The organism is Streptosporangium sp. NPDC001681 (genome assembly GCF_040298085.1).
Taxonomy (GTDB): domain Bacteria; phylum Actinomycetota; class Actinomycetes; order Streptosporangiales; family Streptosporangiaceae; genus Streptosporangium.
In genome coordinates this window covers 24,249-44,311 of sequence record NZ_JBEOZN010000066.1, presented here as the reverse complement: position 1 = coordinate 44,311, position 20,063 = coordinate 24,249, and the positions used below count along the sequence as shown (strand labels likewise).

General features: G+C 70.7%; 17 protein-coding genes. 13 read left to right on the top strand and 4 right to left on the bottom strand.

The genetic code is table 11. From position 1 onward, the window contains the following. Positions 1-74 precede the first annotated feature (74 nt). Positions 75-1,997 (top strand): TRAP transporter permease, encoded by a 1,923-nt coding sequence (locus ABT130_RS27340; protein WP_350959925.1) that lies wholly within the window; start codon positions 75-77, stop codon positions 1,995-1,997. Further along, positions 1,994-2,950: a TAXI family TRAP transporter solute-binding subunit gene (locus tag ABT130_RS27335; protein ID WP_350959923.1), complete on the top strand. Its 957-nt coding sequence runs from the start codon at positions 1,994-1,996 to the stop codon at positions 2,948-2,950. The genes ABT130_RS27340 and ABT130_RS27335 overlap by 4 nt, the downstream gene beginning before the upstream one ends. Position 2,951: 1 nt before the next feature. On the opposite strand, the gene ABT130_RS27330 is transcribed toward ABT130_RS27335, so the two are convergent. From ABT130_RS27330 to ABT130_RS27320, 3 genes are all read right to left on the bottom strand, one after another. Next, positions 2,952-3,470, bottom strand: coding sequence for a DUF2087 domain-containing protein (locus tag ABT130_RS27330; protein ID WP_350959920.1), 519 nt, complete (start codon positions 3,468-3,470; stop codon positions 2,952-2,954). 103 nt (positions 3,471-3,573) lie between these two features. Continuing rightward, positions 3,574-6,066, bottom strand: coding sequence for a DEAD/DEAH box helicase (locus tag ABT130_RS27325; RefSeq protein ID WP_350959917.1), 2,493 nt, complete (start codon positions 6,064-6,066; stop codon positions 3,574-3,576). A gap of 159 nt (positions 6,067-6,225) precedes the next feature. Next, positions 6,226-7,521 (bottom strand): acyltransferase family protein, encoded by a 1,296-nt coding sequence (locus tag ABT130_RS27320; RefSeq protein WP_350959915.1) that lies wholly within the window; start codon positions 7,519-7,521, stop codon positions 6,226-6,228. Between the two features lie 258 nt (positions 7,522-7,779). On the opposite strand from ABT130_RS27320, the gene ABT130_RS27315 reads away from it, so the two are divergent. The 11 genes from ABT130_RS27315 to rbsK all read left to right on the top strand — a co-directional run bounded on the left by ABT130_RS27315 (position 7,780) and on the right by rbsK (position 19,535). After that, positions 7,780-9,030 carry a sensor histidine kinase gene (locus ABT130_RS27315; RefSeq protein WP_350959912.1) on the top strand — a complete coding sequence of 417 codons (1,251 nt, stop codon included), beginning with the start codon at positions 7,780-7,782 and terminating at the stop codon, positions 9,028-9,030. Beyond that, positions 9,021-9,668, top strand: coding sequence for a response regulator (locus ABT130_RS27310; RefSeq protein ID WP_350919790.1), 648 nt, complete (start codon positions 9,021-9,023; stop codon positions 9,666-9,668). The genes ABT130_RS27315 and ABT130_RS27310 overlap by 10 nt, the downstream gene beginning before the upstream one ends. Before the next feature lie 424 nt (positions 9,669-10,092). Further along, positions 10,093-11,106 carry a LacI family DNA-binding transcriptional regulator gene (locus ABT130_RS27305; RefSeq protein ID WP_350959909.1) on the top strand — a complete coding sequence of 338 codons (1,014 nt, stop codon included), beginning with the start codon at positions 10,093-10,095 and terminating at the stop codon, positions 11,104-11,106. After that, positions 11,103-12,014, top strand: coding sequence for a carbohydrate ABC transporter permease (locus ABT130_RS27300; RefSeq protein WP_350919785.1), 912 nt, complete (start codon positions 11,103-11,105; stop codon positions 12,012-12,014). Before ABT130_RS27305 ends, ABT130_RS27300 begins: the two co-directional genes overlap by 4 nt. 1 nt (position 12,015) lies before the next feature. Beyond that, complete coding sequence (locus ABT130_RS27295; RefSeq protein ID WP_350959906.1) at positions 12,016-12,834, top strand: carbohydrate ABC transporter permease; 819 nt, start codon at positions 12,016-12,018, stop codon at positions 12,832-12,834. A 26-nt stretch (positions 12,835-12,860) separates the two neighbouring features. Further along, positions 12,861-14,156: an ABC transporter substrate-binding protein gene (locus ABT130_RS27290; RefSeq protein ID WP_350919780.1), complete on the top strand. Its 1,296-nt coding sequence runs from the start codon at positions 12,861-12,863 to the stop codon at positions 14,154-14,156. After that, entirely contained in the window at positions 14,153-15,115 is a 963-nt protein-coding gene (locus ABT130_RS27285; protein ID WP_350919777.1) for an ADP-ribosylglycohydrolase family protein, read from the top strand. Before ABT130_RS27290 ends, ABT130_RS27285 begins: the two co-directional genes overlap by 4 nt. 4 nt (positions 15,116-15,119) lie before the next feature. After that, positions 15,120-16,085, top strand: coding sequence for an ADP-ribosylglycohydrolase family protein (locus tag ABT130_RS27280; RefSeq protein ID WP_350959904.1), 966 nt, complete (start codon positions 15,120-15,122; stop codon positions 16,083-16,085). Then, positions 16,082-17,269 (top strand): ADP-ribosylglycohydrolase family protein, encoded by a 1,188-nt coding sequence (locus ABT130_RS27275; RefSeq protein ID WP_350959901.1) that lies wholly within the window; start codon positions 16,082-16,084, stop codon positions 17,267-17,269. Before ABT130_RS27280 ends, ABT130_RS27275 begins: the two co-directional genes overlap by 4 nt. Beyond that, the gene (locus ABT130_RS27270; protein ID WP_350959899.1) at positions 17,266-18,642 is read left to right on the top strand and encodes an ADP-ribosylglycohydrolase family protein; all 1,377 of its coding nucleotides are present in this window, start codon (positions 17,266-17,268) and stop codon (positions 18,640-18,642) included. The genes ABT130_RS27275 and ABT130_RS27270 overlap by 4 nt, the downstream gene beginning before the upstream one ends. Then, positions 18,639-19,535 (top strand): ribokinase, encoded by an 897-nt coding sequence (gene rbsK / locus ABT130_RS27265; protein WP_350959897.1) that lies wholly within the window; start codon positions 18,639-18,641, stop codon positions 19,533-19,535. The genes ABT130_RS27270 and rbsK overlap by 4 nt, the downstream gene beginning before the upstream one ends. A 79-nt stretch (positions 19,536-19,614) precedes the next feature. Here rbsK and ABT130_RS27260 read toward each other — a convergent pair whose 3' ends face one another. Further along, positions 19,615-20,016, bottom strand: coding sequence for a GlcG/HbpS family heme-binding protein (locus tag ABT130_RS27260; RefSeq protein ID WP_350959895.1), 402 nt, complete (start codon positions 20,014-20,016; stop codon positions 19,615-19,617). Between the last annotated feature and the right edge of the window lie 47 nt (positions 20,017-20,063).

Below are 20,063 nucleotides of genomic sequence, written 5' to 3'. Positions count from 1 at the left end.
CGTTCTGACAGATGAGAGTCAACCTTCTCGGTAACCTGCAGTCGAATATCGCGGCTCACACGTGGAGACGACGGTTGACGAGCACCACATCAGCGGATGAGTTGATCGCGGAGTTCGACGCGGAACGGCCCGCCCGGCGGCTTTCCGGCCGGGTGGCGCAGGCCGTCACGCTGGTCGCCCTCGGCCTGTCGCTGTACGTCCTTTACCGCGCGTTCCGGCCCGGCCCCGTTCTCCCGTACCGGATGCTCTTCCTCGCGGTCGTGCTGCCGCTCACCTTCGTCTGTTACAAGCCGGGGCGGCGGGGCACCGACCGGCCGGGCGCCGGCGACTGGGCGCTCGCCGCGCTGGCGCTCGTGGTCTGCCTCTACCCGCTGGCGGTCTTCGACGACTTCATCCGGCGCGCCTTCGAGCCGACGACCCTCGACGTGGTGGCCGGGGCGGTCATCGTCCTGCTGGTGCTCGAGGCCTGTCGGCGCACCGTCGGCTGGATACTGCCCGCGGTCTGCGTCGGGTTCGCCGCCTACGCCTACTACGGCGGCTACCTGCCCTTCGACTGGGTCGTCGGGCACCGCGGCTACGACATCGACCGGATCGTCGTCTCGTTCGTGATGGGCACCGACGGCGTGTACGGCGTGCCGCTCGACGTGGCGGCCACCTACATCATCCTGTTCACCGTCTACGGCGCCGTCCTCGACCACTCCGGGGCGGGAAAGTTCTTCGTGGACGTCTCACTGGCCGCCTTCCGCCGCTCGCGCTCGGCGCCGGGCCGCACGGTCACCCTCGCCGGTTTCCTGCTCGGCACGGTCAGCGGTTCCGGCGTCGCGACGACGGTGAGCGTGGGCAGCGTCGCCTGGCCGATTCTGCGCCGGGCCGGATACCCGCCCGAGCAGGGTGGGGGAGTGCTCGCGGCGGCGGGCATCGGAGCGATCCTGTCGCCCCCGACTCTCGGCGCCGCGGCGTTCATCATCGCCGAGTACATGCGCGTGAGCTACCTGACGGTGCTGCTCTACGCCACCATTCCCACCCTCCTGTACTACCTGGGCATCTTCCTGGCCATCGAGATGGACGCCCGCAGGTACGGGACGCGGGCGGTCGAGGTGGACGCGCCGAGCCTCTGGCCACTGGTCAGGCGGTTCGGTTACCACTTCAGCTCGCTGTTCGTGATCGTCGTCCTGATGGCGCTCGGCCAGTCGCCGTTCCGCGCCGTGGTGTACGCCACGCTGCTCGCCCTGGCGCTCTCCTTCCTCGACTCCGAGCACGCCCTGACCCCCGGCAGGGCGGCGAGGGCTCTGGCCGCGGGGGCGACCGGGGTGCTGCCGGTCGCGGCGACCTGCGCCGCCGCCGGGCTGATCGTCGCCGTCGTCACGCTCACCGGGCTGGGCCTCAAGGCGAGTTCCCTGATCGTCGGCGCCTCGGGCGGGATCCTCGCCGTCACCGCGCTGCTGTGCGCGGTCGCGGTGCTCGTGCTCGGTCTGGCGGTGCCGGTGACCGCGTCGTTCGTCATCGCCGCGGTCGTCATCGGACCCGCGCTGACGGATCTCGGTGTCAGCCAGGCCGAGGCATACATGTTCATCTTCTACTACGCGGTGCTGTCGGAGGTCAGTCCGCCCACGGCGCTGTCGGCCTTCGCGGCCTCGGCCATCACCGGGGGCAACGCCTACCGGACCATGATGACCACCTGGAAGTACACCCTTCCCGCGTTCCTGGTGCCTTTCGCCTTCGTGCTGACCCCTGGCGGGGCCGGGCTGCTGGCCCAGGGCACGTTCGGGGAGATCCTGGCGGCCACGACGGTCTCGGCGGTGGCGGTCGCCGCGCTGGCCGCCGCCACCGGCGGGCGGCTGCTCGGTCCGGCGGGGCCGGTCGAGCGGGCGCTGTGCGCGGTGGCGGCGATCCTGCTGCTGTTCCTGTCGCCCCTGCCCGCGCTCGCCGGAGCGGTGGTCCTGATCGTGGTCGTCTCCCTCCATCTGGTGACACGCGAACGAGAGGCAGAGCATTGACAGTCAGACGCGGGACCGCCGTCCTGCTGGCGGCGGGGCTGCTGTTCCTGGCCGGCTGTGGCGGAGACAGGTCGGCCGACCAGGCCGTGGGCAAGAGGCTGTCGATCGCCACCGGCAACACCACGGGCGTCTACTACGTCCTCGGCGGGGGCCTGGCCGACCAGATCGGCAAGAACATCCCCGGCTATCAGGCCACGGCCGAGGCGACCGGCGCCTCGGTGGAGAACATCCAGCGGGTCGTCAGGGGCGACTCCGACATCGCCTTCACCCTGGCCGACTCCGCCGCCGACGCCGTCACGGGCAAGGGCGCCTTCACCACGCCCCAGCCGATCCGCGCCGTCGCCCGCCTTTACGACAACCACACGCAGGTGGTCGCCACCACCGGCTCCGGCGTGAAGTCCGTCGCCGAACTCAGGGGCAAGCGGGTCTCCACCGGCTCGCCCAACTCCGGCACCGAGGTGATCGCGCTACGCCTGCTGAAGGCGGCCGGTCTCGACCCGGAGGAGGACGTCACCCGCCAGTCGCTGGGACTGCCGGAGAGCGTGCAGGCGCTCAAGGACGGCGACCTCGACGCCCTGGTCTGGTCGGGCGGCCTGCCGACACCGGGCATCACCGATCTGCTGACCTCGCTCAGGGGCCAGGTCGCCTTCGTGCCGCTGGACGGGGTGCTGCCCGCGATGCGCGCCGAGCACGGCTCGGCGTACGCCCCGGGCACGATCGCCAAGGACGTCTACGACACCCCCTCGGACGTGTCGACCATCTCGGTGCCCAACCTGCTCGTGGTGCACGAGAAGATGGACCCCGCCCTGGTGGAGAGCCTGACGAGGCTGCTCTTCGAGCGCAGAGCGGAGCTGGAGAAGATCCACCCCGTGGCCAGGGAGATCAGCCGCGACAACGCGCGGAAGACCGAGCCGGTGCCCCTGCACGACGGCGCGAGGAAGTACTACGGCTGATTCAGGCCTCGACGGAGCCGCCGCTGCGCCAGTAGACGTTGTTCTCCCTGCTGAGCATGCCCTCGTCGACCAGGTAACGGCGCAGCGCCGCGTAGTCGTCGTGGAAGGCGCGCAGCGCGACGTTGACCTCCTTCTCCGGGTAGCGGGTCCCCGGCTCGAAGACCTGGGCCACGTAGTCGAGCACGACCAACTGCTTGTCCCGCTTGCTGGGGATCGCCCGCAGCCGCCCCTCGACGAGGAAGGAGCGCAGCACCTTCTCCTCGGGAGAGACCGGGGGCGCGGGCTTGGCCGTGGTGTGCAGCAGCTCGCGGAACCGCTCGCGCCGCACCTGCCACTCGCCGCCCTCACTCCGCACGGCGAGCCTGCCGCGTTCCAGGCGGTCCAGCGCGCGCCTGACCGCCTCCCCGTCGAGGCCGGACTCCTCCTCGGGCTTGCCGCCCAGTGCCAGAGTCGCCAGCACCCGCAGAGTGTCCTCCTGGTAGAGCAGGCCGAGCACCTGCCTGATCGCTTCGTCGCTCATCCCGCCATTCTTGTCGGTTTCCGCGCCATGGACAGCCGGGAGCGAGCCCGGAGGAGTTCCTGCGGATGGCGCCGGCCTCCCCGCCCTCTCCGCCCGGAGGTCGTCAGAGGCGGTTCAGGCCGATGACGTGGACCACGGCGCGGCCCTCCTCGTCGGAGGCGGCCAGGTCGACCTGGGCGTCGATGCCCCAGTCGCCGTCGCCGGCCGGGTCGGAGACGACCTGGCGGACCCGCCAGAACTCCTTCTCCTCCTCGATGCGGAGCAGGCCGGGGCCCCGGGCGTCCGGGCCGGTGCCGATCTCCTCGTGGTCGGCGTAGTAGGCGTCGAGCGCGGCGCCCCAGTCGACGTCGGGGGCCAGTTGCTCCAGCTCCTGCTCGTTCTCCAGAGCGGCCAGCTCGATCAGGCGGAACATCGCGTTGCGGACCAGCACGCGGAACGCGCGGGTGTTGGCGGTGACCGGCTTGGTGCTCTCCTCCAGGGAGGGCGCCTCCAGCTCCCCGGTCGGATTCTGCAGCTGCTCCCACTCGTCCAGGAGGCTGGAGTCGACCTGCCGGACCAGTTCGCCGAGCCACTCGATGAGGTCGACCAGGTCCTCGGTCTTGAGGTGCTCGGGGATGGTCCGCGACAGGGTGCGGTAGGCGTCGGCGAGATAGCGAAGGACCGTGCCCTCGGACCGGGTCAGCTCGTAGAACTGCACGTAGTCGGCGAAGGTCATCGCCCGCTCGTACATGTCGCGGATGACGCTCTTGGGACTCACCGTGTAGTCGCCCACCCAGGGGTGGCCGCGCCGGTAGGTCTCGTACGCGCCCAGCAGCAGGTCGGCCAGCGGCATCGGATAGGTCACTTCGTTGAGGAGTTCCATCCGCTCCTCGTACTCGATGCCGTCGGCCTTCATCTGCGCCACCGCCTCGCCGCGCGCCTTGTTGAGCTGCGCGGACAGGATCTGGCGGGGGTCGTCGAGAATCGATTCGATGATCGAGACCATGTCCAGGGCGTAGTTCGGCGCCTCGATGTCGAGCAGTTCGAGGGTGGCCAGCGCGAAGGTGGAGAGCGCCTGGTTCAGCGCGAAGTCCTCCTGCAGGTCAACGGTCAGGCGGGCCATCCGGCCGTGCTCGTCGGGCTCGTCCAGCTTCTCCACCACGCCGCCGGCCAGCAGTGACCGGTAGATCGCGATGGCCTGGCTGATGTGCCGCCGCTGCCACTTGCGGTCCTCGTGGTTGTCGGTGAGCAGGTGGCGCATGGCCGCGTAGCAGTCGCCGGGCCGGTTGATCACCGCGAGGAGCATGGCGTTGCTGACCTTGAACCGGGAGTTCAGCGGCTCCGGTTCGGCGCTCTGCAGCTTCTCGAAGGTCTCCTCGCTCCAGCCCACGAAGCCCTCCGGGGGCTTCTTGCGGGCGAACCCGCGCCGCCTCTTGGGGTCGTCGCCGATCTTGGCCAGTGCCTTCTCGTTCTCCACCACGTGGTCGGGGGCCTGGCAGACGACGTAGCCGATGGTGTCGAATCCGGCCCGCCCGGCCCGCCCGGCGATCTGATGGAACTCTCGGGCACGCAGCCGCCGCACCTTGTTGCCGTCGTACTTCGACAGCGCGGTGAAGAGCACGGTCCTGATCGGGACGTTGACGCCGACGCCGAGCGTGTCGGTGCCGCAGATGACCTTCAGCAGGCCCGCCTGGGCGAGCCGCTCCACCAGGCGGCGGTACTTCGGGAGCATCCCGGCGTGGTGTACGCCGATGCCGTGCCGCACCAGGCGGGAGAGCGCCTTGCCGAACCGGGTGGTGAACCGGAAGTTGCCGATCATGGAGGCGATCGCCTCCTTCTCGGCCTTGGTCGACATGTTGATGCTCATCAGCGCCTGTGCCCGCTCCATGGCCGAGGCCTGGGTGAAGTGGACGACGTAGACCGGGTACTGGTTGGTGGTGAGCATCTCCTCCAGCGTCTCGTGGAGGGGGGTCATCCGGTAGGAGTAGACCAGCGGGACCGGGCGCTCGGTGTTCTTCACCACCGCGGTGGGCCTGCCGGTTCGCCGGGTGAGGTCCTCCTCGAACCTGGTGACGTCGCCCAGTGTCGCCGACATCAGGATGAACTGAACGTTCGGCAGCTCCAGGAGTGGCACCTGCCAGGCCCAGCCGCGGTCGGGCTCGGAGTAGAAGTGGAACTCGTCCATCACCACCTGGCCGATGTCGGCCTGGGCGCCGTCGCGCAGCGCGACGTTGGCGAGGATCTCCGCGGTGCAGCAGATGATCGGCGCCCCGGGGTTCACGCTCGCGTCGCCGGTCATCATCCCGACGTTCTCGGTGCCGAAGACCTCGCACAGGTCGAAGAACTTCTCGGACACCAGTGCCTTGATCGGGGCGGTGTAGAAGGTGCGGACGTCCTTGGTCAGCGCGGTGAAGTGGGCTCCGGCGGCGACCAGGCTCTTGCCCGAGCCGGTTGGGGTGGCCAGGATCAGGTTGTTTCCCGAGACCACCTCGATCAGCGCCTCCTCCTGCGCGGGGTAGAGGGTCAGCCCTCGCTCGGAGTTCCATTCGACGAAGGCGTCGAAGATGGCATCGGGATCGGCGTCGATCTCTTCTGGCAGGCGGTCTACAAGGCTCACAGTCCAATACTGCCGAAGAACTTGTGGTGGTCGAACCGGCTGCGGCAATGGATGGCATTACATTTCGTGTAAAATATGTAACATTGTGTAGTTATGATCACTTTTTTTGGCGTAAACGGCTACTAAAAGGACTTGGTGTCGGCTGGAGCGCCGGAGCCGTCAGACGTGCCGCGGGTGATCCGAGGCCGGACGCGGCCCGGGAACGCCCGCCCGTGAGGCGGGTGAGGTGCGAAAGGACGGGCCGGTGAGCGCCAGGCCCGCCACGATCGCGCCCGCCCCGAGCAGGGGAGCCGTCCCCGGGACGAAGCCGATCGCGGTGAGCGTGAGCAGCCCCAGTCCCACCAGCACGATGGCCACGACGATCCTGGCCATCCCCCCGGTGTACGGCCTGCCCGAGGGGGGCGTCTCGAACCGCGCGAGCCCCCGTAGCAGCGGCCACATCGCCAGGGTGAGCATGAGCAGCCAGTGCGGCCAGCCGGAGACCCAGGCCGGGGTGCCCGGCTCGGGGGTGGAGACTCCCAGGCCCACCACGACCATCGAGACGATGACGAACAGCGCGCTCATGTGCCACAGATAGAGGGTCATCATCCGGCCGCCGGCCCAGCCGAGCGCCCTCGACACCCCGGGCCACTCCGCGAATGAGACGATCCAGCGGCGCAGCGCCAGCGCCAGTCCGATCTGGCCGACCCCGACCGAGAGCAGCGCGAGCGTGGGCGGTGCCATGTTGGAGACGGCGGCACCCGGCATCCCGATCATGCTGAGCGGGTAGGGGCCGAAGGTCACCAGCGCCGCGGCCAGACCGTACCCGGCCAGCGCCAGGATCCAGGGGCGGCTCAGCCGCCCGTCGGCGTACAGGAAGCCGAGCTGGTGCACCGCCAGCCAGATCAGCACGATGTTGGGGAGGCCTGCCACCTCCAGGCCGCTGGTGAAGCGCAGGAGATCCACCGCCACCGCCCCCGCCGCCAGCGCGGCCGGCACCCGCCAGCCGTACGCCATGTTGAGCCTGAGCATCGGCGGGGTCAGCGCCACCGCGACAAGATAGATCACCAGGAACCAGAGAAGCTGTCCGGCCAGCCGTGAGGCGGTCATGACCGGCTGCTCCGGCACGCCGAGCGTCAGGAGCAGATGGGGGAGGGGCAACCAGACCGCCGCCAGTGGCACCACCGGCCAGGCCAGGCGGCGCAGGCGCGTCGCCAGCCAGGCGGGAGTGGCGTCACCGCGCCGTACGGCGGCGCGCCTGCTGATCGCGCCCGCCGCGCCCCCGGCGAAGAAGACCAGCGGCATCACCTGACTGATCCACGTGATCATCCAGCCGTTCCCGGTGGCCAGCGCGTTGCCGGTGGTGATCCGGCCGTCGGCGAAGGAGAGCACCGGCATGCTCCAGTGCTGGAGCACCACCAGGGCCATGCCGAACACGCGGAGCACGTCGATGAACGGGTCGCGACCGGCGGGCACCGGTGCTGTGCGGGCTGTCGGACGCGTTGCCGGGCTGGGGATCACGGCGGTCAAAGGGGTCTCGATTCTCAGGGAGGGGGAGCGAAAACCTCAGGAAAGGCTGTGTGAAAAGCCTCCCGCCGGGACCGCCGCGGCGCAGTGACGTACGCATCAGTCTTCTCGCCGGATTCCCCCACCGCTGAAGGTAGTGCTGGCCCCACCCCGACAAACGGGTGTGCAGGGTCGTCCGCGGTGGTCCGGCCTCATAACGTTGACGACATGAGAACCCTCCTCCGCCGCATCGGCACCGACACCCGCTACCTGGTCGTGGGATTCCCTCTCTCGGTCATCTGGTTCGCCCTCATGGTGGCCGGTTTCGCCGCGGGGGCGGGTTCGGCCATCACGTTCGTGGGCCTGCCCATCCTCGCGACGACGCTCCTGGTCGCCCGGGGCTTCGCGGACATCGAGCGGCGCTGGCTGCCCGAGGTGCTCGGCCGGTCCGTCGCCAGGCCGAGGTACCGGCCCGCCCCGCAGGACGCCGGATGGTTCCGCAGGATGATCAACCCGCTCACCAACGGCCAGTCCTGGCTCGACCTGCTCTACGGCGTCGTGGCCTTCCCGATCTCCATCGTCACCTTCGTGTTCGCGGTGGTCTGGTGGGCCGGGACGATCCTCGGCCTCACCTACCCGCTCTACGGGTGGATCGTCTACGCCATCCCCGGCAACGACGGCGGGCTCGGCCCGCTCCTCGGCCTGGGCGGCGCTCTCTGGGTCGAGGTGCTGATCAACACCGTCATCGGCGTGCTGTTCGCGATCACTCTCTCGCCGGTCGTGCGGGGTGCCGCGCTCATCCAGGCCGGGCTCGGCAGGGCCATGCTGACCGGGGTGGCCGAGCTGCACGATCGCATCGACGACCTGGCCGAGGGCCGGGCCGCCGCGGTGTCGGCCGAGGCCAACGCGCTGCGCCGGCTGGAGCGTGACATCCATGACGGGCCGCAGCAGCGCCTGGTCTCCCTGGCCATGGACCTGTCACGGGCACAGCGCCAGATCAGGCGCGATCCGGCGGGAGTCGAGCAGATGCTCGGCCAGGCCATCACCTCCACCCGCGAGACGCTGGACGAGCTGCGTGCCCTCTCGCGCGGCATCGCCCCTCCGATCCTCAGCGACCGCGGCCTGGCCCCCGCGCTCGCCGCGCTCGCCGGGCGCTGCACCGTCCCCGTCGAGCTGGATGTCCAGGTGGAGGGACGATTCCCCGCCGCCGTGGAGAACAGCGTCTACTTCGTCGTCGCGGAAGCCCTCACCAACGTCGCCAAGCACAGCCACGCCACGATCTGCACCGTGACGCTGACCAGGACGGGTGGCTTCCTGATGCTGACAATCGGGGATGATGGGGTCGGCGGCGCACATGTCGCCAAGGGGCATGGCCTGTCCGGTCTCGGTGACCGTCTGAAGGCGGTAGACGGCGAGCTGGTGGTCGATTCACCCGTCGGCGGGCCGACGGTCATAGTGGCGGAGGTTCCGTGCGGGTAGTCGTGGCCGATGACGCGGTGCTCATCAGGGAGGGCCTGATCAGGCTCCTGGAGGAGTTCGGCTGCCAGGTGGTCGCCGCGGTGGGGGACGGCGACCGGCTGGTGGCCGCCGTCGCCGAGCACCGGCCCGACGTCTCGGTGGTGGACGTGCGGATGCCGCCCGGCTTCACGGACGAGGGGCTGCGGGCGGCGGTGGAGGCGCGCCGGAGGGTGCCGGGCGCGCCGGTGCTGATCCTGTCCCAGTACGTGGAGGTCTCCTATGCCGACGACCTGCTCGCCGACGCCAGGGGCGCGGTGGGATACCTGCTCAAGGACCGCGTCGTGGATGTGGACGACTTCATGGCGAGCCTGCGCACCGTCGCGTCCGGCGGCACGGTCTTCGACCCCCAGGTGGTGGCACAGCTGATGGTGCGGCGCCGCCGTGACGACCCCCTCGCCCAGCTCACCCCGCGCGAGCGCGAGGTGCTCGGCCTGATGGCCGAGGGCAGATCCAACCCCGCCATCGGCCGTCAGCTGGTGATCAGCGACGGGGCCGTGGAGAAGCACATCCGCAGTATCTTCGCCAAACTCGGCCTGTACGCCGAGGACGGCGACCAGCATCGCCGCGTCCTCGCGGTCCTGGCCTACCTGCGTTCCTGACCTCGCCGGTCCCGCCCGGCGCACCTCGGCGTCGGTACGGTCACGTCGGATGCCCGCTCGACAGGCTCCGGGCACGCGAGCGGGCACGGCTCGTGACCGTCGCCCACGACTCGGGCCCGGCCACCTGCCATCGGACGACGGTCAGTTCGTCCGTTCCGGATATCCGTTGGCGACGAGCCACGCCACCGGAACTTCCGGGGACGTCCGGGAGCGTCGGGACGTATCCGCCGGCCAGGTGGTGCCGCTGTCCCCTGCCCGCAGGCTGGAACGCCGCGACAGCCGGGCCGCCGTCCACCGTGCGTGCTGTTACTTGATCGTGACTTGACGCCCTCTGTTGCGCGCGAGTTACATTCCTCTAATTCCGTAAACGTTTTCAGTAAGTCGTCAAGATCATCGTAATCGTTTACAGAAAGGCGTGGTCTCTGTGAGCGACGGGCCGACGATCACCACGATCGCGGAGCGGGCGGGCGTCTCGATCGCCTCGGTCTCCCGTGTCCTCAACGGTTTGCCGACCCGTGAGAACACCGTGCGCCGGGTGCTCAGCGCGGCTGAGGAACTGGGGTACGTCCCCAACTCGGTGGCCCGGTCGCTGAAGTCGCGCCGGACCAACCAGGTGGCCTTCGCGATGGCGGACATCGGCAACCCGGTCTACCTGGCGATGATCCGTGAGATCCAGCCGGTGCTGAAGGCCGCCGGATACCGTCTCGTGCTGCACTCCACGGACGCGGACGTCGCCGACGAGATCGACGTGCTCCGCAGCCTCGGCGAGCGCTACGTGGACGGGCTGATCATGATCCCGCTCAGGGTGAGTGAGGCGCATCTGAAGGCCATCGAGGCTGCCCGCGCCCCGGTCGTCATCATCGGCTCGGTGCCGGACGGCACGCGGGTGGACAACATCCGCACCGACTCCCGCACCGGCGTACGGCTGGCGCTGGACCACCTCCACTCCCTGGGACGCCGCCGGATCGGGTTCGTCAACGGCCCGCTGGACACGGTCCCCGGTTCGGCCCGGTCCACGGCCTACGCCGAGGCGCTCAGCGCCCTCGGCCTGCCGTATGACGAGAACCTGGTGGAGATCGGTGACTTCTACCGCGCCGAGGGCGCGGCCGCGGTGAGCCGGTTGCTGGCCAGGGCACCCGACCTGGACGCGATCATGTGCGCCAACGATCTGATCGCGCTCGGCGCCCTGGAGGTCCTGCGCCGGACCGGCCGCCGGGTGCCCGAGGACGTGGCGGTGGCCGGCATGGACGACATCGACATGGCCGCGGCCGCCTGGCCCGCCCTGACCAGCGTCTCCCTCGGCTCGGCCGAGCGGGGCAGGGCGGCGGCGGAACTGCTTCTGGACCGGCTGGGCAACGGCGAGCGGGAGCCCAGAGTGGTCACCGTGCCGCCCCGCCTGGTGGTCAGGGCCTCGACCACGGGAGAGGAGACGCCGTGACCCTCACCGCCGACCGGCCGGTCGGGACGGCGAGCCCGAGGAAACCCCGGAAGGGCGGGCGGCAGGGGCGTGAGGCGCTGCTGCTGATGCTGCCCGCGCTGGTGCCCGTGCTGGTGTTCAGCGTGGGGCCGCTGCTCTACGGGATCTTCCTGGCGTTCACCGACGCGCGCTCCGGGCGCAACTCGGTCACCTCGTTCGTCGGGCTGTCGAACTTCGGAGACCTGCTCTCCGACGGGGACTTCTGGGCGTCGTTCCGGATCGGGATGATCTGGGCGGTCTCGGTGACGGTGCTGCAGTTCCTGGCCTCGCTGGGGCTGGCCCTGCTGCTCAACCAGGATCTGCGGTTCCGGGGGTTCGCCCGGGTGCTGGCCATGGTGCCGTGGGCGATGCCGCCGGTGGTCATCGGGCTGATGTGGCGGCTGGTCTACCATCCGGACGCCGGGATCCTCAACGGCATGCTGGGCACCGAGATCGACTGGCTCAACGACTTCTCCATCGCGCTGCCCGCGGTGATCGTCGTCGGGATCTGGACCGGCATGCCGCAGACCACGGTGGTGCTGCTGGCCGGGCTGCAGGGCGTTCCCAAGGAGCTGTACGAGGCGGTCGAGGTGGACGGCGCGGGTGTCTGGCGCAGGTTCTGGAACATCACGCTGCCCCAGCTCCGCCCGGTCATCGTGGCCATCACCTCACTGGACTTCGTCTGGAACATCAACCAGTTCGGGCTGATCTACGTTCTCACGCAGGGCGGCCCGGGAGGCCAGACCCGCCTGCCCATGCTGTTCGCCTACGAGGAGGCCTTCCGGTACGGCTTCTTCGGCTACGCGGCCACCCTGGGCGTGGCGATCGTGATCGTCGTGCTGGCCGTGCTGGGCGCCTACCTCTGGCGGCAGATGCGGGAGGCGAGCTGACATGGGCAAGGCGTTGCGTTATCTGGCCCTGGCCGGTTACATCGTCTTCCTGGCGTTCCCGCTGGTCTGGCTGCTGTCCACGGCACTGAAGACGCCGCAGGAGATGGCGAGCCTGGACCCGGCGTGGATCCCGCGCTCACCGACGCCGACCAACTTCGCCGACGCCTTCGCCGAGCAGGACCTGGTCGGCAGCGGGGTGCGCAGCCTCGTCGTCGCGGTGGTCAGCGCGGTGCTCACCGTGATCCTGGCGCTGCCCGCCGCCTACGCGCTGGCCCGCTACCGCTCGCTGGTCAACCGGATCGCGATCGGATGGGTGCTGGTCAGCCAGGTCTTCCCGTTCATCCTGATCATCATCCCGCTGTTCATGGTGCTGCGCAGGCTGGACCTGGTGAACACGCTGCCCGGCCTGACCGTTGTGCACGTCACCTTCACGCTGCCGTTCGCGCTGTGGATGCTCCAGGGATATGTGCGTGCCGTACCGCGTGAGCTGGAGGAGGCCGCCGCGGTGGACGGGGCCGGGCGGGTGCGGTCGCTGCTGAGCGTCGTCGCCCCGCTGCTGGCCCCCGGTGTGGTCGCGACCCTGCTGTTCTCGTTCATCTCCTCCTGGAACGAGTTCCTGTTCGCCTTGATCGTCCTCAAGGACCCGGATGTGGCGACCCTGCCGCTGACGCTGGTGAAGTTCACCGGCGCGGAGGGGGTCGTGCGCCTCGGGCCGCTCGCCGCAGCCTCGCTTCTGGCGACGATCCCGAGCCTGGTGTTCTTCGCGTTCATCCAGCGCCGGCTGAAGTCCGGCCTGATGGCCGGGGCCGTCAAGGGATAGCCCCACCCCCCGATAGGAGAAGTCATATGCGCATGAGGGTCGTGCTGGCCGCAGGCCTCCTCGTTCTGGCCGCCGGATGCGGTTCGGAATCGCCCGCGGCCGCCCCCGATGAGCCGGTGACGATCAAATTCCAGAGCCTCGCCTGGCAGAAGGAGTCGATCGCCGCGAACAAGGAGCTGGTCGCCGAGTGGAACAAGGCCAACCCCAAGATCCAGGTCGAGTACATCCAGGGAAGCTGGAACAACGTCAACGACCAGCTCGTCACCTCCTTCGAGGCGGGCGACCCCCCGGACGTCATCCATGACGACTCCCCGGCCCTGGCCGGCTTCGCCAACCGCGGCTACCTGCTGGACCTCAAGGACAAGGTTCCGGCCGAGCTGAAGGGCGACATCCCGCAGAGCGCCTGGGACACCGTCACCTTCGGCGACGGCAAGGGCGGGGAGGGCGTGTACGGCGTGCCGTTCCTGCAGGAGTCGCAGGTCATCATCGGAAACAAGAAGCTGCTCGACAAGGCCGGCGTGCGGATCCCGGCCCCGGACAGTCCGTGGACATGGGACGAGTTCGCCGAGATCTCCAAGAAGCTCACCAAGGGCGACGCCTACGGTGTCGCCTGGCCGATGAAGTCGCCGGTCAACAAGGTGCTCAACCTCGCCCTGAACTTCGGCGGCACCTTCTTCCAGACCGATGCCGGCGGCAAGACGACGGTGAAGGTGGGCGCCGAGGAGCGCGAGGTGCTCCAGCGCATCCACGACCAGCTCCACAAGGACAGGTCCGCCGACCCGTCCGCGCTCGGCATGGGCTCCGCCGAGCCGCTGCCCGGTTTCTACGCCGGCAAGTACGCGATGCTGCCCGCTGGTGTCTACCTGCGCCAGCAGGTCGTGGAGCAGGCGCCGGACGGCTTCGAGTGGATCACCATCCCGCCGCTGAAGGGTGTCACCGCCGAGCAGGGCGCCGTCTCGCAGACGCTGTCGGTCGCCGCGGACAGCAAGTATCCCGAGCAGTCGCTGAAGTTCATCTCCTTCTTCCTCAACGGCTCCAACCAGGTCAAGCTCGCCAAGGGCGACTGGCTGTTGCCGACCTCTGTCAAGGCCGCGGGCGACCCCGCCATGACGACCGAGGAGAACGGCTGGAACGTGGCGACCGCATCGGCCAAGAACCTCGTGGTCGCGCCGTTCCTGAAGGTCAACGGCTTCGACGAGTGGAAGAGCAAGGTGGCCACGCCGGCCCTGCAGCAGTACTTCGCCAACAAGATCACCCTCGACGAGACGGCGAAGAAGCTGGTCGACGAGGGCAACAAGGTGCTGGAGCGGTACAACCAGTGACGTTGACACATCGGGGGCGCGCCCGGGGATGTCTGCTCGGCCTCGCGGCCGGCGACGCCCTCGGGCGGCCGGCGGAGAACCTCTCGCCCGAACAGATCGCCGCCCGCTGGGGGAGGCTGACCGAGATCGACGGCGGCGGCACCGACGACACCGAGTACACCGTCTTCGCGGCCTCCCTGCTCATCCGGCACGGGCACGCGCTGACCTCCCAGGACGTCGTCCAGGCCTACCAGCAGGAGATCATCCCGCTGATCGACGGACCGATGAAGGGTGCGGGCTTCTCCGAGCTCGGCGCCATCCAGGCACTCCGGCAGGGACTGCGGCCGCCGCTGACCGGCCAGTGGCACCGCCACGGCTGGTCGGACGGCCTGGCCATGCGCGCCGCACCGTACGGGATCTTCGCCGCGGGTGACCCCGGCGAGGCCGCCCGTCTGGTGGAGGTCGACGGCAGCGTGAGCAACGCGGGGGAGGGCATCCTCGGCGGCCGAGCGGTCGCCGGGGCGGTGGCCGCCGCGATGTCGGGCGCCTCCCCGGACGAGGCGGTCACGGCCGGCCTCGGCGTGATCCCCGAGGACTCGTGGACCGCCCGCAGCGTCAACCGCGCCCGCGAGGCCCTCGGCCCCGGATCCGGCGACGTCGCCGGGCGGCTGCACGAGGCGGTCGTGGTCCGGCACTACCCGTGGACGGACCTGGCTCCCGAAGCCGTCGCCCTCGCCTTCGCCGCCTACCTGATGGGCGAGGGAGAGGTCGAGGAGTCCGTGGTGATCGCGGCGAATCTGGGACGGGACGCCGACACCACCGCGGCCATCGCCGGCGCCCTCGCCGGGGCGGGACGCGGCGAGGCGGCGGTGCCGGAGCGGTGGGCACGGCAGATCGGCCCGGTCGAAGGGCGCTGCCTGCCGGTGACCGCGGGACGGCACGTACTCGACGTGGCCGATCAGCTCGTGGAAGGGAGGTAGGGCGATGATGTCGGGGGACAGGATCCTGGGGGCGTTCGCCGGTCTGGCGATGGGCGACGCGGCGGGATGGCCGTCGTCACGGCACCGGGCGGGGGTGCACGCACCGTGGAGCAGACGCCTCCACCGCGAGCTCGACGCCTTCGCCGAGGAGCATCGGGTGACCACTCTGCCGGTGCCGTTCGCGCTCAACCAGCCGGTCGCGCCGCTGGTGATGGGGCCGTCCGACGACGCCGAATGGCTCGCCTGGACCGTGCTCACCATCGACGAGGACCGCGCGGAGGCGTTCGCCGGTCTGACCGGCAGGGACGACGTCAGGGCGCGGATCTCGGTGCGGACCGCGCTGGACAACCTCGCGCGCGGCCTTGGCCCTCCCGTCAGCGGGCACGACAACCCGCACTTCTTCGACGACGCCGCGACCGTGCGGGCGGTCGCCTTCGGGGCCGCCGGGCTGGACCCCACGGCCGACGCCCAGGTCACCAACGCCGGTGACGGCGTGCTCGGAGCCGTCGCGATGGCGCGGGCGATCGGCGTCCTGGTGGATGGCGGTCCGATGGGCGAAGCCGTGCGGGCCGCGTTGGAGGCGCTTCCCGATGACACCGTCATCGGCCGCGCGACCCGCACCGCGCTCGCGGTCGCGCGTGAGGCGGGCGATCCGTTCGCGGCGGTGCCCGCGCTGGACGCGGCGCTGTTCGACCACGTCTACAGCTACGGGGTAGCCGCCGCCGAGACGCTCCCGGTGGCTCTCGCGCTGGCGGAGGTCTCAGGCGGCTCGATACGCACCGCCGTACCGGCCGCCGCCTGCCTGGCCGCCGCGGCGGACTCCGCGCCCGCGCTGACCGGCGCGCTGACCGGCGCGTTCACCGGCCACGACGCGCTGCCGCGAGGGTGGAGCACCACCCTGACGGGTTGCTGCCTACCCGAACTGGCGGGAATCGATCTACTGGATATCGCGAGGGGACGGATCGGATGAGTACAGCGGGCAGGGAGGGCACCCCGGCGAGTACGGGCGAGGGCACGCTTGAGGACAAGGCCGTGGGATGCGTGGCGGGTGCCGCGGTCGGCGACGCCCTCGGCGGCGCCACCGAGGGCTGGACGCCCGAACAGATCCACGAGCGTTACGGCGGGTACGTCGAGGGCCTGGTCCCGCCGTACTTCGAGGACTGGCGGAACGCCCGCCCCATCGCGCCCTACCACAAGGGTGACGGCCACATCACCGACGACACCCTGATGACCCACGCGCTGATCCGGGTCTACGAGCGGGTCGGGGGCCACCTGGACGCCTACGCGGCGGCCGAGCACCTGGTACCGGAGATGATGGGGGAGAAGCGCTGGATCCCGGAACTGGAGGCCGAGACGCTGCTACTGCAGCGGGTCTTCCTGGCGGAGAAGTGGCTGGTGCTGCGGCTGCACTACGGTCATGCGGACCCGCGTGAGGCAGGTGTGGGCAACATCGTCAACTGCGGTGCCGCGATGTACATGGCACCGGTCGGCGTGGTGAACGCCGCCGACCCCGACGCCGCCTACGCCGAGGCGATCGAGCTTGCCGGCGCCCACCAGTCCAGTTACGGCCGGGAGGCGGCCGGGGTGCTCGCCGCCGCGGTGGCCGAGGCCATGCGTCCGGGTGCGACGCCTGACTCGGTGGTCGCCGCCTGCCTGCGGCTGGCACGGGACGGTACCAAGGCGGCCATCGACGCGGTGTGTTCGGTGGCCCGCGGCCTCGGCCACTGGGACGGCTCCTTCGAGACGCTGCGCGCCGCCATGAAGCCCTACGACACGGTCGCCGACACCTACCGTGACCAGGGTCTCGGTGCCCGCCGCCCGAGCCGCCTGCACAGCATCGAGGAACTCCCACTCGCCCTGGCCTTCCTGCTGATCGCCAAGGGCGACTACCGCGACACCGTCCTCGGTGGCGTCAACTACGGCCGCGACGCCGACTCCATCGCCTCCATGGGCGGCGCCATCGCCGGAGCCCTCGGCGGGCGCGAGGCCGTCCCGGCCGACTGGGTGGAGCAGATCTCCACCGCCAGCCGCATCGACCTTCTCACCCCCGGCCTGAGCCTGGCCCGCGTCGCCCGCCGCATCCACGGCGCGGACCTGGAACGCCGCCGCGCCCACGAGTCCGCCTTCGCCGCCCTCGCCGGGGACGCCGGATGATCAGGCTGACCTGGGTGCAGCCGGAGGACCTGGTCGGCCACGAGCTGCGCCAGGCCGCCGAGGACGGCCGCGAGGTGACGGAGATCGCCGCGCGCTGGCAGGCCGCGGGAGGACACGACGCCCCGGCCCGGGCGGGAGCCTCGCCAGAGGCCCCTCCGGTACGGCTGCGCCGCCTGGCCGAGGACCTGCTCGACGAGCTGGCCGCGATCCCGTCCCCGCTCGCCGAGCCCTCCACTCTGGCCGAGATCGTCAAAGCCTGCCCGAGGTGGCCGTCACAAAGGGGCACGGCCACCTCGGGCACACCGGTCATGGACCGGATGCTCGGCGCGTGGCTCGGCCGGGCGGCGGGCTGCGTGCTGGGCAAGCCGGTGGAGAAGATCCCCCGGGAGGGGATCAGGGCGATCGCCGAGGCGACAGGGAACTGGCCGATCCGGGGATGGTTCACCGCCAGGGGGCTTCCCGCCGAGATCGGCCGGCGCTGGCCGTGGAACCGTCGCAGCGCCGTCAACAGCCTCGCCGAGAACATCGACGGCGTCCCCGAGGACGACGACCTCAACTTCGCGCTGCTCGCCCTGGCCCTGCTGGAGCGGCACGGCCGGGGGTTCAGCACCGACGACGTCGCGCGGCTCTGGCTGGACGAGCTGCCCGGCGGCCGGGTCTTCACCGCCGAGCGCGCCGCCTACCGCAACCTGCTGGCCGGCCTGGAACCGCCCGCCTCCCACGACCCGCGGGCTCTCTCCACGGCGACCTTCCGCAACCCGTTCCGGGAGTGGATCGGTGCGCTGATCAGGGCCGACGTCTACGGCTGGGCCAACCCCGGCGATCCGGCCACGGCCGCGGAGTTCGCCTGGCGCGACGCGCGGCTCAGCCACACCGCCAACGGGATCTACGGTTCCATGTTCGTGGCGGCGATGTGCGCCACGGCGCTGACGGCCTCCTCCGCCGAGGAGGTGGTCGCCGCCGGACTCGCCGTGATCCCGCCGGACTCCCGCCTGGCCGCCGCCGTACGGCAGGCCGCCGAGGACGCGCGCCGGGAACCGGACTTCGAACGGGTCGTCGACCGGCTCCACGCACGCCACGGGGAGCTGCACTGGGTCCACACGATCAACAACGCCGCACTGATCACGGCGGCACTGGTCCACGGCCGGGGTGACTTCACCGCCTCGATCGCCGGCGCCGTGGCGGGCGGCTGGGACACCGATTCGGCGGGGGCGACCGTGGGCTCGATCGTCGGCGCGCTGTGCGGCGCGTCGGGAATCCCGGAGGGGTGGTCGTTGAGGAACCGGCTGTCGAGTAGCATCAGCGGGTTCGACGGCATCGGCCTGGATGAGCTGGCCCGCCGTACGCTGGCCCTGGGGGCGGAGGAATCATGATCTCGGTGTTCGGCAGTGTCAACATGGACCTGGTGGCCTATGTCGATGTCGTACCCGCGCTCGGCGAGACCGTGACCGGTCGCGCCTTCAGCACGGTTCCCGGCGGTAAGGGCGCCAACCAGGCCATCGCCGCCGCGCGGGCGGGTGCCAAGGTGGCCTTCCTCGGGGCCGTGGGTGACGACGACTTCGGGACCGAGATGCGCAGGACGCTCGCCGAGGCGGGCGTCGACGTGACGGAGCTGCGCACGGTCCCCGGCCCCTCGGGCATCGCCCAGATCGTGGTGGACGGCGGCGGCGGCAACTCGATCATCGTGGTTCCCGGTGCCAACGGGACCGTGACCGCCCCCACCGAGGCCGAGATCGAGGTCATCTCCCGCTCCGACGTGCTCCTGCTGCAGCTGGAGCTGCCCATCGAGGCGGTCACCGCCGCGGCCAGGGCCGCGCGCGCCGCCGGGACCACGGTGGTCCTCACCCCCGCGCCCGTCCAGCCCCTGCCCGCTGAGCTGCTGGAGGCGGTGGACATCCTGGTGGCCAACGAGCACGAGGCCGTCGCGATCACCGGTCAGGCTGACCACGAGCGCGCCCTGGAGGAGCTGAGGGGCACGGTCGGCTGGGTGATCATCACCCTGGGGGCGCGCGGCGCGCTCACTTCCGCCGGCGACGAGGCCGCCGTGTGGGTCGAGGCGCCCAGGGTGAACGCGGTGGACACCACGGCCGCGGGCGACACCTTCGTGGGCGCCCTCGCTGCGGCCCACGTCGAGGAGCAGCCCGCCGACCGGGCCGTCCGCTTCGCCACCGCGGCGGCGGGCCTGTCCGTCCAGCGCGCGGGTGCCAGCAGCTCGATGCCCACCCGCGCCGAGATCGACCGGAGCCTTACCACGGCCGGTGCCTGACATCCGGCGGGGATTTCCCGGTCAACCTCGGGCGCGGGAGCACTGGCCGCCGCTGAGGGAGGTCTCCGACCATATCCCGCTATGACCCTTCCCAGAGGGCGGCGGCGGCCTCGGCGCATGCCACGTCCTGGCCGATGGTGCCGCCGCTGACGCCGACCGCGCCCACCACCCCGCGGCCGTTGCCGGGCTCCCCGAGCGGGATGCCGCCGCCGAGGCACACGTACCGGTCGCCGGCCAGGCCGTGCAGTTCGCCTCCAGGCAGGACCAGCGGCGCGAGGTCGGCGGTCGGCATGTGGTGGGCCACCGCGGTGTGGGCCTTGCCGGGGGCGAGGACGGGGCCGGAGATCCGCGCGCCGTCCATCCGCTGGAACGCCACCAGATGCCCGCCCGCGTCGACCACCGCGACCGAGATGAGCGCCCCCTCCCGCACGGCCTGCCGCACCGCGGCCTCACACATGCGCAGCGCGAGTTCCAGGTTCACCGGGCTCCTCACCGTTTCGAAGACCGCCGGCTCCGACCGCCGGGTGT

Coding starts and splice junctions, on each gene's coding strand:
- ABT130_RS27290 (WP_350919780.1), top strand. CDS start 12,861: ATGCGCATGAGGGTCGTGCTGGCCGCAGGCCTCCTCGTTCTGGCCGCC.
- ABT130_RS27295 (WP_350959906.1), top strand. CDS start 12,016: ATGGGCAAGGCGTTGCGTTATCTGGCCCTGGCCGGTTACATCGTCTTC.
- ABT130_RS27270 (WP_350959899.1), top strand. CDS start 17,266: ATGATCAGGCTGACCTGGGTGCAGCCGGAGGACCTGGTCGGCCACGAG.
- ABT130_RS27315 (WP_350959912.1), top strand. CDS start 7,780: ATGAGAACCCTCCTCCGCCGCATCGGCACCGACACCCGCTACCTGGTC.
- ABT130_RS27275 (WP_350959901.1), top strand. CDS start 16,082: ATGAGTACAGCGGGCAGGGAGGGCACCCCGGCGAGTACGGGCGAGGGC.
- rbsK (WP_350959897.1), top strand. CDS start 18,639: ATGATCTCGGTGTTCGGCAGTGTCAACATGGACCTGGTGGCCTATGTC.
- ABT130_RS27280 (WP_350959904.1), top strand. CDS start 15,120: ATGATGTCGGGGGACAGGATCCTGGGGGCGTTCGCCGGTCTGGCGATG.
- ABT130_RS27330 (WP_350959920.1), bottom strand. CDS start 3,470: ATGAGCGACGAAGCGATCAGGCAGGTGCTCGGCCTGCTCTACCAGGAG.